Here is a 13,110-nt window from a genome sequence, read left to right as displayed (position 1 = left end):
AGGAGGACCTGGCATCCGCGATCTGGTCTCGCCGCGGCAGCCGCCCGGTTGTGGTGCTGGCCCTGCGGGAGCCCTACGACCTCGGCCGGATGCCGGAGGGGCCGGCCCTGATGGCCGTCTACGGGACGGCTCCCGCCTCGCTTCAGGCCGCGGCGGAGGCGCTGGCCGGCCGGTTCTTGCCTGGCGGCCGGCTGCCGGTGACCATCCCCGGGCGCTGGCCGGCGGGCTACCGGTGGGAACGGCCCGCGCGGTAAGGGGCAAACGGGATAAACGGCAAGAGAGAAGACCGACATGACTTTCGTGCTCGGGATGATGTGCGGGACATCGGCCGACGGGGTCAGCGCGGCCCTCATCGAGTGGCCTGACCAGGGTGCGGCACGGCCCCCGCTCAACCTCGCCGCGTACGGCACCTTTCCGTTCAACGCACAGGTACGGGCTTCGGTCTTCCGGCTCTACCCCCCGCAGCGCTTTGCGGCCGAGGAGCTTCTCGACGCCCGCATCGCCGTCAGCGAGGCCATCGCCGGCGCCGGGCGCGCCCTTCTCCAACAGGCGGGACTGACGCCCGAAAGGGTCCGCCTGGCGGTCTTCCAGGGGCCGGTTATCTTTTACCGCCACCCCGAAGCGGCCGCCCGGGCAGGACAGGCGGCAGGGGTGCTGGAGCTGGCGGACACGGCCCGGGTTGCCGCACAGCTGGGCGTTCCGGCGGTAAGTCACCTTCGGGACAACGACATGGCCCACGGGGGCAGGGGGGCGCCCCTGAGCGCCTGGTTCGACTGGTGGTATCTGCGGGACGATAGAGCCGGCCGGGTCGTGGAGAACATCGGCGGCATCGCCAACATGACCATCCTCTACCCCGGGGCTGGGCCTGAGGACGTGGTGGCGTTCGACGTCGGACCGGGCAACATGGTCATCGACGCCGTCGTGCGGCGCCTGACCTCGGGCCTGGAGCACTACGACCGGGACGGAGTGCGAGCCCGCCGGGGGCATGTTCATGCGGGGCTTTTGGACAGACTCCTGATCCACCCCTACTTCCGCCGGCCGCCCCCCAAGACGGCGGGGAGGGAAGAGTTCGGCGACCCTTACGTGGATGAGGTCTTCCGGGAAGCCGGGGGGCTTGGCGTCTCAGGCGACGATCTGGTGGCCACCGTCACCGCCCTGACCGCCGCCACCACAGAGAGGGCCCTGCGCCAATGGATCGCGCCGGGCGGGCCCGTTCACGAACTCGTGCTGACGGGCGGAGGCGCCCGTAACCCCACCCTGGTGGACGAGATCCGCAGGCAGGTCGCACCGGTCGCCCTGCGCCGCATCGACGAGTTCGGCCTGCCCGCCGAAGCACGGGAGGCCGTCGCGTGGGCAGTGATGGGGGCCATGAGCGTTCTTGCGGGGCAGCCGGTCACGCTGCCGTCCGTCACGGGCGCGCGGGGCGCCGTTCGGCTCGGGAGCCTCACCTGGCCCGCCTGAGCGAAGGCGCCTCACTCCACCAGCCCCGTGCGTTCGATGCTCTGGACGAAGTATCGCTGTGCCACCAGGTAGATGAGAAGCGGCCCGATGATGACCAGAAGCGAGGCCGCCATGAGCAGGGGCTCGTTGTAAAGCTCACCGGCCTGCGCCCCCGTCACGATCTGCAGTCCCGTGTAGAAGATGTTGAGCCGCAGCGGCAGCGTGAAGCGCGCTTGGTTGTAGAGGTAGACCGAGGGTTCGAAGAAGTCGTTCCAGTGCCACACCAGCGAAAACAGGAAGACCACCAGGACGGCCGGGCGTGCCAGCGGCAGCATGATCTGCAAGTACGTCCGCAGCGCCCCGGCGCCGTCGATGCGTGCGGCCTCTTCGAGTTCCCAGGGCTGCCCCCGGAAGAACTGCCGGAAGACGAAGATGAAAAGCGCGCCCCGCAACCCGTGGGCGAAAAACGACGGCACGATGAAGGGCGCGTAGGTGTCGATCCACCCTAGCGTCTTGTAGAGCATGAAGAGCGGCACGATGATGGTCTGCGGCGGGATCAGGAAGGTGAGCATGGCGAGCATGAACAGCACGTCCCGCCCCGGAAAACGCCCCCGGGCAAAGCCGTATCCTGCGAGGGAGGCCGAAAGCACCTGCCCCACCGCAGAAAGGCCGGACACGACGGTACTGTTGAGAAGCGCCTGCGGGTAGAAGAGGCCCTTGAAGGCGAGCACGTAGTTGTCCCATTGGATTTTGGTCGGGATCCAGTAGACGGTGGGATCCACGAAGTCTTCCACCGTCTGTGCTGACGTCACCAGCAGGTAAAGCACTGGGAACAGGAAGACGAACGAGATGTTGAGGAGCATCAGATAGGCAAAGCTCCGGCCGAGAAGCAGGTGCAGCCGGTGGCGCACCGAAAGCCAGCGCATCCGCGAAGGCGCCACGACGAAGCGGACGCCGCGGACCTGTCCGGGCCTCGCCCCGGCACCTGTCACCCTGCCTGCCGCCATGACCCGCTCCCCTCTGCTCCCCGGACTATCAACTCTGTGAGCGCTCGCCGGCGTAGAAGACGTGCCGCTCGGCGGCCTTGAAGACGATGACCATCAGGATGAAGACGAACGCGAAGTAGATCCAGCCCATCGCCGCCGCATACCCCATGCGAAACTGCCCGCTGAACGCGGTGTCCCGCACGTACATCAGGATCGGGTTGAACACGGAGGTGAACGAGTCCACCAGCGTGTAGATGGTGACCACCAGGATAATGGGCGACAGCATCGGCAGCGTGATCTTCCAGAACATCTCCCAGTCCGTGGCCCCGTCCACCCGGGCCGCCTCGTACAGCATCGGGCTGATGCTCTGGAGTCCCGCCAAAAACAGCAGCACCTGCACGCCGGTGCCCCACAGCACCAGCGCCAGCCGGTTGAGCAGGTCGAGCACCGCCATTGCCGGGGCCGGGCCCAGGTAGGTCACCAGGAACGTGCCGAAGCCCTCGATGCTGCGCACGATGCTGAGCCGGCCGACCTCCTGGTTCTGCAGTTGCTGCACCACCGCGCCCGAACCGATGACCACGGGCAGGAAGAAGACCGCCCGGAAAAACCCATCGCCACGGAGCTTGAGGTTGACCATCAGCGCCGTGAACAGCGAAAAGACCAGCACCGCGGGGATATCGATGAGGGTGTTGCGGACCACGTCCAGAAACATCGGCACGAAGCGGGCGTCGATCAGGAAAGCCTCCCGGAAGTTGTCCATCCCGGCCCAGGACGTCTTGAAGCCGACGAGTTGCTCCAGCTTCTGGAAGCTCAACAGGAACGAACGCAGAAGCGGCCACAGCGCAAAGGCCGTAAAGCCCGCGATCCAGGGTGAGATGAAGATGAGCCCTTCGACGGCCCGCTGCTGCGAAAGCGAAAGGCGCAACAGGCGCCTGCGGCGCTGCGCGCTCACGGCTGGACAGACCCCCTCCCGACGTTCAGCGTGTACCCCAGAGGAGGCACCACCGTGCCGTCCGGAAGAGTGAACGGGCTTTCCCGGTAGTTGACCACGACGCGGCTTTGGTCTTCGTAGAGCACCTCGTAGACCCCGTCATCGAGCCGCCGGTGCGAGTGGATCGGGATGGCCTGCAGGAAGCCCAGCTTGCCGACCATCTCGCGGTACTCCTCCACGGCTGCATCCGCCCAGTCGTCGTACCGGGAACTGTAAAGGCTGGAGAACCAGGTGTCGGCCAGCTTTGCCGTATCCTCGGCGGTCAGCACGTAGCGCGGCAGGGCGCCAAACTCGATGGTGCGCAGCTTCATGCGCGCCGGGTCGGCCCGGAGGTTGCCGGCCTCGTGGGTTTCCCCACTGTAGGGGACGTAGCCGTGCACCACCATCTGGAAAAACGGCACGGTTTCGTCGGCAAAGAGGAAGTGGCTACTCTCCATCGGCACGCTCCAAAGCCGGTCGATCTGGGCGAGCATGTACGCGTTGCCATTCATGGCGCCCACCTTCAGGCCGTTTTTCCGGTACACCTCAGCCAGCTCGCGCATGGCCTCGGCAAACTCCCGCCTCGACATGGGCCGGCCGGGGTTGTAGTCCCGGTACAGCAGGCTCGCCAGGTTCTCATCGACGATGCCGGTGATGCCAAACGAGGCCATGGCGGGGACGTCCCGGGCGGCAACGCGCAGCGCCGCGTACGGGCTCAGCATCAGGTACTCCTGCTCCCTCGTCAGCGCCGGGACGAGGCTGAGGAGCCGGGAGAAACCGACAGGCTCCCGGGTGGCCTTTCGCACCACGTCGGAGCGCGCCGAGTAGCCCCTGGCCCCCCTGGCGACCCACACAAACTGGTCGTACAGCCACAGTCCGACCCCGTGTTCGCGGGCGTAGGCGGAAAGCCGCCTGAGCCCTTCGGCCCCGCCCAGGTGGGGCTCCGGAGGAAGCCTCTCCGGCGGCGACCCCATGAAGCCGCGTGCGTTCCAACCCATCAGCGTGAGTTCGACGCGCTCCACCCCCCGCCGGCGCAGGTCCTCCAGGATCTGCTGGGCCTGTTCGAAGGTGGTCATGGTCACGAAGCTGCGCCCGAGCACCATCGGCTTCTCGATGCCCATGAACAGGGACAGATCCAGGTAGCCGGCAAAGTCATCTGGAATCGCGCGCCGCAGCCACCCGGCCTCCAGAAGCCACCTCCGGTACGCCCTGGCCATCCCGGAGTACTCCGCGTCGTCGCCGGCAAGGAACACGTAGCGCACCACGCGGTCACCGGGGATCAGCGCCTCGTCAACCTTCTCCACGAACGCGTTGCGCCGCAGCGCCACGGTGAAGCGGTGGCGGAAATAGAGGGCGGCCGAGGCCCTGCTCAAGGGCAGCACGTAGCCGCTGGGCGAAAACTCGACCTCGGCTTCAGTGTCGCCCCGGGTGATGAAAGCGACGAAGGCCGCGTTACCCTTCTTGATGCCGAAGACGGGCAGCCTTACCTGGCCCCCGCCCGCCCGGTACTCGGCGCCCCACTGATAAACGCCTTCGCGAAAGTTGCTCGAGTAGCTGGGGTGGTCGGCTTTGAAGCGGCTGATGGCGCCGGGCCCGTCGGGGAACAGGACATACCCCTGGTCGCTATCGGTCCCGGCACCGAAGAACGGAACGGGCCTCAAGCTGACCAGCTTCATGCCGCCCGGGCGCTCGTAGACCGAGCCGAACGGGATGCGCAGCTCGACGTAATCCTCCCCGACCGTCCACTCCATGGTGAAGGCGAACTCCCGATCCCCCGAGGCGCTGGCAAGCTCGAAGTCGACGGCCACTCCCGCCTCGATGGGGCGGGCGTTTCGGACCAGGGTGAACCGGGAGGGGTTGAGCATCCCCTTGGGCCGGCGGTCAGGCTCGGCGTACTCGAGGATGAAGCCCGCATCCATGTGGGCCCGCCACAGCCCCGTGATTCGCACGCCCGGGGGCAGGTCGGGCGTGGAGGACCACCGGGCGCCGCTTCGCAGGTCGACCACGTCCACCCGGCCGGTTCGCGGGTCCACGCTCAGTTCGACGTGTGTGGACCGCACGACCACGGGCTGCGTGGCGCCCTGTTGCGCGGTAGCCTGTTCCTGCCCCGCCGGCGCCTGCACCGGCCACCCCTCCGCTTGAGCCGCTGCCACGGCGGCCAGGAGCCCGGCTCCCACCACAACCGCCGCAGCCGCACGTCTGAGCGCCTTCAACGGATCAGGACCTCCCGCGTCACCTCTTTGGCGAAGTGCACCAGTTGATCCGTCAGCCCGTAAACCATCGCCCCGGCGGCCCACAGCGCCAGCATGGCAACGAGCGTGAGCGCCGAGATGCCGATGGCCTGCCGCCACTCGTAGTTGTGGATGACCTTCACCGAGATGAGGAAGAGCACCGCCACCCAGCCGTAAATGACGGCCATCGCCGTATCGACGAGCGCCCGCTCCCCCAGGGTCAGGAGATTGGTCGAAAGCGACACGGCCAGCGTGAAAAGAACGTAGGGCGTCAGGCAGTAAGCGCTCGCGATCCATATGTGGCGGAAGGTGCCCTCGCCGTAGAGAATCGCCGTCACGCCGTAGCTGGCGATGACCCAGCTCAGGAAGGGGACGACAATCCGCACCACTTCCCCGGCAAAGTTGACCTCCCAGGGCTCCGCCGTGGAGAAGTGAAACGCCGTGGTGAAGATGGTGGCTGTCCGGACGGCCAGGGCCAGCATCAACACCACCAGCGCCGCACCCACGCTGCCGCGCATCTTCAGGTGGTAGAACGTCTCCTGCGGCGCCGCCAGAAGCCACACGCCAAAGCGTGCGCTCTCCATAACGGCCGCACCCAGCCGCCCCAGGCAGGCTGCAAACCAGCGGGCGCGCTGCCCAGCGCGCCACGTGGCCCGCGCCATCCGCCCGGCGGCAGCGGCCTGCTCCGTTCCTGCCATCAGAGGTACCCTCCGTAGCGGGCGCGCGCCGAATGCATGATGCGCTGCGCCAGCTTCAGCAAAAGCCACGCGAGCAGCAGGACGGCGGCCAGGGCCAGCATGGTCAGCCCGAAGTGGGACCGCATCCACCGGTAGCGCAGTTCGCCGAAGGCCCGAGAGTAACCCGAACGGTCTTTGCCGTACCGGAACTCCTGCATTGCCTCGCGCAGCTTCCCCTGCTTGAGCAGGGCCCTCCCGAGCCCCCGGTGGGCGATGAGGTAGTTGCGGTTAATCTGGAGCACCTGGCGCCATGGTTCCCCCGCTTGCTCGTAGCGGCCGTCGTAATAGAGCGCCGATGCCTTGTGCACGAGCTGCATGAACTCGGTCGGCCGGAAGACCTGGATAACGTCCTGCTCGCGATCGGCGATGTAGAGGTAGCCCCGTGCGTCCACCGCGATGGCAGACGGGTAGAGGAACTTGCCCTGCTGTGCGCCGCGCCCGCCGAAGACGATGAGGTTGTTGCCGTCCTGGTCGTACTGGAACACGTACAGGGTCGTCGCGTCCACCACCGTGACGATGCCCTCGGGGTCCACCGCCAGATCCGTGAAGTGCGGCAGCACCTGCTGAAACTCCCGGTACCACGGCACCCCGTACTGCCTGACCGGGTACGTGTTGCGACCGATGGAGTTGAAGCGCTTGATCTGCCCTTTGGCTGCGTGGACCGTGGTGGTGTAAACGAAGCCCTGTTGGTCCTGCGTCAGGTTGGAGTGGGGCGGCGGCAGGAGCCGGGCGATGCGCTCTCGCTGCGCCTCGGTGGCCAGGATGCGGATCAGCAGCCGCCGCCAGTCGAAGCCGACGGGGTTAGCGGCGAAAAAGCCCCGGAAGTTGCCGTCGAGGTCCAGCAGCAGGATGCCCCGGTAGTCTCCTTCGTTGACCACGTTGATGTATCCACGATTGTCGATCAACAGCTTGGTCGGCTTGAACGAGAACCCCTTCTCCAGGAGGGGGGAGCTGGGCGTCCCATACGCCCGCACCAGCTGTCCGTCCGGGCCAAGCACCACCACCCGGCCATTGCCGGTATCGGCCACGTACGCAGTTCCGTCCGCATTCACAAAAACGCCCTGGGGCTGGTAGAGCCGCTCGCCGCCAGGCCCGCCGAAGACGCTGACGAGCTTGCCGTCGAGGGTCATCTTCAGCAGCCGGCCGTTGCCCGAGTCCACGACCCACAGAAACCCCTCGTGATCGATGAAGAGGTCCTGCGGGGCCTTCAGCCCGCCCTGCTCCCTCGGCACGCTGATGACCCGTTCCACGACGTAGCCGGCCGGCGACGGAAGGTAGCGCTTTGCCACCGGGTCGATGACCCAGTTGAGTTCCGCAGCACCGGCCGGCGCTGCGAGAAGCGCCCCAACCGACCACAGCGCTGCCCCCGCCAGGACGGCGTTCAGCAAATCGCCAACGCGCACTCCCGGCTTGTCGAGAGCCCTCAACGCGAGCTTCGTCGCCCCCCTCATCTTTCGCCGACCTTCTAGGACTTGATTCCAGAGTAGATCATCGTTTGAATGACCCGCCGCTGCATCAAGATGAAGATCGCTATGGTCGGCACGGTCATGAGAAAGGTCGCAGCCTGCGAGGCGCCGTAGCGGGCCACCTGGCCCGGCCCCCCGTAAACGGTGATGAGCGCGAGCGGCAGCGTCTTCATGACCTCGCTTTGCGTAAAGATGAGGGGCGTGAAGAAGTCGTTCCAGGTGGCGATGAAGGTCAAGATCGTCAGCGTGGCCCACGCCGGTCGTGCCGTGGGCATGATGACCGACCAGAAGATCCGCCACTCCGAGGCGCCGTCCGCCCTTGCGGCCTCCAAGAGCGCATCCGGCACCTGTTCGATGAACTGCTTCATCAAGAATAGCCCGTACGGCGCCGCCAGCGCAGGGAGGATGAGCGCCCAGTACGTGTCGATGAGGCCCAGCGAGTTGACGATCATGTAGCGGGGAATCTGCGTCACGTGCGGCGCAAACATCAGGGCGGAGATCACCAGCGTGAACAAGAGCGCGCTGCCCGGTGCCCTGTGTTTGGCAATGGCATACGCCGCCAGGCTTGCGGAGAGGACGGTGAGCGCCACCGAGGCCGTCGTTACCAGAACGCTGTTGAACAAATACCGCGTGAACGGCACCAGCATGGTGTTGGTGGAGATGAGCAACTCCTGGAAGTTCCGAAGGGTCGGGTGCCTGACGAAGAACCGAGGCGGGAACAGGAAGAGCTCCTCCACAGGCTTGAACGCCTGGTTTACCATGAAGACCAGGGGTAGCGACATGAAGGCGGCCAAGAGCGTCAGGAAGAGAATGATGCCGGCCCGCCCGAAGTCGATGCCCCTGCCGTATCGGCGCGCCTCTACCGCCACGATCCCCGTTCCCCCTAGTAAGCCCCGTGCGTCGAGAACATCCGGAACGCCAGCCGCCCGGTGGCGAACGTCAACAAAAACAACAGCACGGCGATGGCTGCAGCGTAGCCCATCTCGAAGCGGATGAACGCGTAGTCGTACAGGTGCGTCACAATCGTGTGCCCCGCGTACAAATAGCTCGGAAGCCCCGCCAGCGCCACCGCGATGTCAAAGACCGAAAGAGAGGCCACGACCGCGTTTATCGAGGCGAACAGGAACTGGGGCTTCATCATGGGAATCGTGACAAACCACAGTTCCTGGATCCGGCTTCGAACGCCGTCAATGGCGGCGGCTTCATAGAGCTGAGGGTCCACGTTCTGCAGGCCCGCCAAGAAAACGAGAAACTGGTTGCCCAGGCTCATCCACAACGCCACGATGATGATGCTCGGCATTGTCGTACGGGGATCCCGCAGCCACAAGAAGGGCTCGTCGAGGACTCCCAGCCGCATGAGCAGGTGGTTCAAGAGGCCGTACCGGTCGCCGGCGAGGAAGTACAGCCACACGACGCTGATGGCGATTCCGCTGACGATGCTCGGCGCGTACATAGACAGGGTGTACAGCGACCGAAGGCGCGAGAGTTGATTGATGAGCCAGGCCAGCGTAAAGGACGAAAAGAAGCTCACCGGCCCGTAAATGAACGCGAAAAGCAGGGTGTTCTTGACGCCGATGAGAAAGACGTCGTCGTCGAGCAAGAGCGACCGGTAGTTGGCCCACCCGACCCAGCGGGCTGGCTCAAGCATGTTGAAGTACGTGAAGCTCAGGTAGACGGCCACGACGACCGGAGCGACCGTGAGCCCGAAGAAGACGGTCATAAACGGCGCCATGAACACGTACGAGACTCGATGCCGCCTGACCTCGCGCCACCATGACCCTGCCTTGACGACCATCCGCAGGCCCGCCAGGGCAGTCTCTACCCTGGCGGACGGCCGGGTCACCTGTTCCATGCCTGCCGCCCCTCCGATGCCGCATGCGCCGTGGCCTTGATCCCGAACTCCTCCTGCTTGCGCACGAGCTCCCGGTTGATCTCCTTCACGGCCTCCTCGAGCGCCTCGCGGGGGTGCCAGCCCTGCAGCACCACACGGTTCCACGCGTTGTTGATGTGACGGGGCGTGAAGTACCCGCCCAGGACCACGGGCGTCTCGAGGAACCACTGCCACTGTTCTCCGATGGCCTCGATGTCCTTGCGGGGCCAGGGCAGTTCCCGGAGGGCTTGCACGTTGGCCGTGTTCCAGCGGGCCTCCGTGCCAATCAGAGACTCGAGTTCCCGGGCGAAACGCACCTGCACCTCGGCGCTGGTCCACCACTTGAGGAGTTCCCAGGCCTCCCGGGGATGCTTCGTCTGTTTGAAGATGACCGCCACCTGCCCCGCTCCGCCGATGCTGCGGTTGATGCGCCCGTCCGGCATGCGGACGCCCGGGATGGGACGCATCTCCCACCACCCAGCAAGCTCGGGCGCCGCCGTGGAGAGCAGCACGTAGGTCCAATAGTTGGAGATCCCTATGGGCATCTCGCCGGTGCGCATCCGGTTGTAAAAATCCGCCTGCTTTTGGATGCGATAGTTGGTGAAAAGCCCCGTCCACTCCTTGAACGCCTCGTACGCCTCCGGGCTGTCCAGGGCTGATCGCATGCCGTCGCTTGTGTAGTACGTGCCGCCGTGCTGGAAGAGAAACGGAACGAAACCCACCCACGGGCTCGGCTCGCCCGGATAGTAGAACTCATAGCCGTTGCGGTGGAGGATCGGCAGCATGGCGTACACGTCCTGCCACGTGTCGGGCGGCTTGAGGCCCAGTTCGCCCAGGATGTCGGTACGATAGAAGAGCATGTAAAAGTCCTGGGTCTCGGGTAGCGCGTAGTCGCCGCCCTGGTAGTGGTACGGAATGAGGGCGCCCGGCCGAAAGCGCGAGACGACCTCGTCGTAATCGGGAAACTGGTTGAGGTTGAGAACGGCGTCCCGGATGGCAAACTCCACGGGCACGTTGGGATCCACGCCCGTCGCCACGTCAGGGGCGCGCCCCGCCGCGGCCGCCAGCAACAGCACGTTGAACCCCACTTGGAGCTGCCCCGGTGGCATCACGTTGACGTTCACCTTGATGCCGGTGCGCGGCGTGAAGTCGTCCTCCATCATCTCCTTCATAATGGCGGCCCACTCCCGCCCTCGCGCCACCCACATCTCCAGCACGACGCCTTCCTCGCGTTCGGGGTCGTACTCGCTGCCGACGCCATAGTAGCGCTTCGGGCGCGTGAAGCTCATCAAAAAGGCGCTGAAGCTGGCCTTGAGGCGCTCCCGCAGGCTTGACTGGGCGGGCGGCGGTGGAGCCTCAGCGGACGCCACCCAGATCCAATCCACTTCCAGGGGCTGTTCCTGGAGCCTCAAGACCCACCACCCGATGCCCGTCTGGGTGGCGGCGAACGCCTCCTGCCGGGAGGGGATGCTATCGGGCTGGCGCATCATGTCGCGCATTTGTGCCACGGCCTCGCCAATCGTGTTGAGCACCCCGGGCCTGCCGCCGGAGGTCAGGTTCGCCTGGACGTACGCCGCCTCGTCCTCGAGCCGCGCCACGAGTCCCTGGAGGGTCGGGATCAGGTGGGGCAGGCGTTTGTCCAGCATCCACTCCATGTTTGGGTCGGGGTTGATCCCGGTGACCATCGCCACTTCCCGGGAGAGCGCGGCCATCTCCCTGGAGATCTGCAACAGCGTGCGCACCGTCTGCCGGGCGGCTCCGACCTTGACGGAGAGTTCAATGGTGTGTTCACCCGCCGTCAGGTAGAAGGCGAACGGCCGGCCGTCCGGGGAGTACTCCTGGCCGAGGCGATACAGCTGCCAGTTGGGGCTGTATGGAATGTGGACCTCCTTCATCTCGTCGAACAGGATCTGCCCGTCGATGCGAACCTGGCGCACCACGGGCACGAACTCGTACCCCTGCCAGACCCGCATCCCGATCTGATACAGCCCGTCCGCTGGCACCGAGAACTGCCACGTTACCCGGTGCCCCCCACGCCGCCACCTCCATCCCCCGAAAGAATTGAGCCGAATGTGCCCCTGCGAGGCCGGGACCATTTTCGGGTCGGCGTTGAACTCGCGCCGCAGCGTGGGATCGGTCTTGCTCCTTGCGTCCTCGCCTTGCACCCACACCTGGACCTCGGCCGGAGCCGCCTGCGCCCCCGCAGACTGCCAGGCGCGCAGGACCTCGGCGTACTTGGGGTAGCGGGCCGGCGAGTGCACCGTGATCGAGGCAATGGCGATCGGCTCCCGGTGCGCGTACATGGCCAGCCGGTTTACCCCTTCGTGGAAGTAAAAGAGGAGCGGCTCGCTGAACATGCCGTCGGCGTCTTCCACGGTCTTGCGCATCCAGGATCGCACCTCGACCTGTGGCGGGCGGATGTCATTACCCCGGTTGTCCTGCCGGGGGGCGTGAGCATCCTTGAAGGTACGCTCGAAGAAGATCCGCCGGGCCTCCACGTACTGGAAGGCGCCGTCGATGCGGATGTCCCGTTGGATCGATGACCGCTTTCCCTCGATCGGGTAGTACTCCACCGTGATCTCGTACAGGCCGGCCTGGGGAACCTCCACCTCCCACTCCACCATGCTCTCCGTGGTGCGCCACACCAGCACCGGGTCCGGCCGCCCCCCGATGCCCACCTCTACGGTGGGACCGGGGTCGTCTTCCCACGAAGATGGCACGTAGCGGCTGAAGGCGGGGCCCGGAAGGGTGATCGAAACCCCCTCGACCACCGGCCCGATGCCCTGCTCCTGCCAGGCCCTCAGAGCCTCCACGTAATCGGGCTCACCGGTAACGGGCGAGGGCGCCGGCGCGCCGGCCGAACCGGCTTCAGAGGCCGTCGCTGTGGAGGCCAGGGCGAAGAGGGCGGCAAAAGAGGCCAGGGTGGCCGCTCGCAACGCCCTCACGCCTCTACCCCCTTTCGCGCATGTTCGTGCCCGGGCAGGGATCAGGGGCTCCTGCTGCCGCAGGAACGGCCGGGCTCTCTCGGCATCTCGCCTTCCGGTAGGTTAGTTCTCCCATGCCAGCGTGATCCCTTTTATGGGTCTAGACCACTTTTTCGCCGTGGAAGGCAGGAGTTTCCTCGGGGCTGCCTAAGCCCTCCAAGGGGTCTAGACCGCTACCGGCCCGCGCGGGGCGGCCCTGGTATAGCCTGGAAGGGGGTTGTCGCGAGGTGGGAATGAGTCGGCGTGTTGTAAGCGTTTTTGTGCTGGCGCTCTCCGTGGGGCTCCTGCTCACGGCAGCAGCCGGAGCAGCTGAGCGCAAGATCGTCGTGTGGGACTGGGAACCTCCCGAGATCGTGGCAAAGTACCAGGCGGCGCTGGATCGCTGGCAGAAGGAGACGGGCATCAAGCTCGAATACCAGCAGGTTG

General features: G+C 65.9%; 11 protein-coding genes. 3 read left to right on the top strand and 8 right to left on the bottom strand.

All coding sequences use genetic code 11. The features are described from left to right. Together AB1609_05395 and AB1609_05390 are read left to right on the top strand one after the other, a co-directional pair. Positions 1-254 (top strand): glycoside hydrolase family 3 C-terminal domain-containing protein (locus tag AB1609_05395; GenBank protein MEW6045901.1); only part of this gene is annotated, 254 nt, incomplete at its 5' end. A gap of 37 nt (positions 255-291) precedes the next feature. Then, a complete protein-coding gene (locus AB1609_05390) occupies positions 292-1,461 on the top strand; it encodes an anhydro-N-acetylmuramic acid kinase (protein ID MEW6045900.1) in 1,170 nt (389 codons plus the stop codon). Between the two features lie 11 nt (positions 1,462-1,472). Here the strand turns inward: AB1609_05390 and AB1609_05385 are convergent, their stop codons facing one another. The 8 genes from AB1609_05385 to AB1609_05350 are packed head-to-tail and all read right to left on the bottom strand — an operon-like array spanning position 1,473 to position 12,645. Beyond that, entirely contained in the window at positions 1,473-2,447 is a 975-nt protein-coding gene (locus AB1609_05385) for a carbohydrate ABC transporter permease (protein MEW6045899.1), read from the bottom strand. Positions 2,448-2,475: 28 nt separating this feature from the next. Then, positions 2,476-3,378, bottom strand: coding sequence for a sugar ABC transporter permease (locus AB1609_05380; GenBank protein ID MEW6045898.1), 903 nt, complete (start codon positions 3,376-3,378; stop codon positions 2,476-2,478). Beyond that, positions 3,375-5,609 carry a DUF5696 domain-containing protein gene (locus tag AB1609_05375; GenBank protein MEW6045897.1) on the bottom strand — a complete coding sequence of 745 codons (2,235 nt, stop codon included), beginning with the start codon at positions 5,607-5,609 and terminating at the stop codon, positions 3,375-3,377. The genes AB1609_05380 and AB1609_05375 overlap by 4 nt, the downstream gene beginning before the upstream one ends. Continuing rightward, positions 5,606-6,325: a YIP1 family protein gene (locus AB1609_05370; GenBank protein MEW6045896.1), complete on the bottom strand. Its 720-nt coding sequence runs from the start codon at positions 6,323-6,325 to the stop codon at positions 5,606-5,608. Before AB1609_05370 ends, AB1609_05375 begins: the two co-directional genes overlap by 4 nt. Beyond that, a complete protein-coding gene (locus AB1609_05365) occupies positions 6,325-7,815 on the bottom strand; it encodes a hypothetical protein (protein MEW6045895.1) in 1,491 nt (496 codons plus the stop codon). The genes AB1609_05370 and AB1609_05365 overlap by 1 nt, the downstream gene beginning before the upstream one ends. 14 nt (positions 7,816-7,829) lie before the next feature. Then, a complete protein-coding gene (locus tag AB1609_05360) occupies positions 7,830-8,699 on the bottom strand; it encodes a carbohydrate ABC transporter permease (GenBank protein MEW6045894.1) in 870 nt (289 codons plus the stop codon). Between the two features lie 14 nt (positions 8,700-8,713). Next, the gene (locus AB1609_05355; GenBank protein ID MEW6045893.1) at positions 8,714-9,682 is read right to left on the bottom strand and encodes a sugar ABC transporter permease; all 969 of its coding nucleotides are present in this window, start codon (positions 9,680-9,682) and stop codon (positions 8,714-8,716) included. Further along, the gene (locus AB1609_05350; protein MEW6045892.1) at positions 9,670-12,645 is read right to left on the bottom strand and encodes an extracellular solute-binding protein; all 2,976 of its coding nucleotides are present in this window, start codon (positions 12,643-12,645) and stop codon (positions 9,670-9,672) included. Before AB1609_05350 ends, AB1609_05355 begins: the two co-directional genes overlap by 13 nt. 266 nt (positions 12,646-12,911) lie before the next feature. On the opposite strand from AB1609_05350, the gene AB1609_05345 reads away from it, so the two are divergent. Beyond that, on the top strand, positions 12,912-13,110 hold a 199-nt coding region (locus AB1609_05345; protein ID MEW6045891.1), incomplete at its 3' end, for a hypothetical protein.

The sequence above is a fragment of the Bacillota bacterium genome, assembly GCA_040754675.1.
Lineage (GTDB): Bacteria > Bacillota > Limnochordia > Limnochordales > Geochordaceae > Geochorda.
The sequence above is the reverse complement of the archived record's forward strand: the minus strand, read 5'-3'. Positions and strand labels throughout refer to the sequence as shown.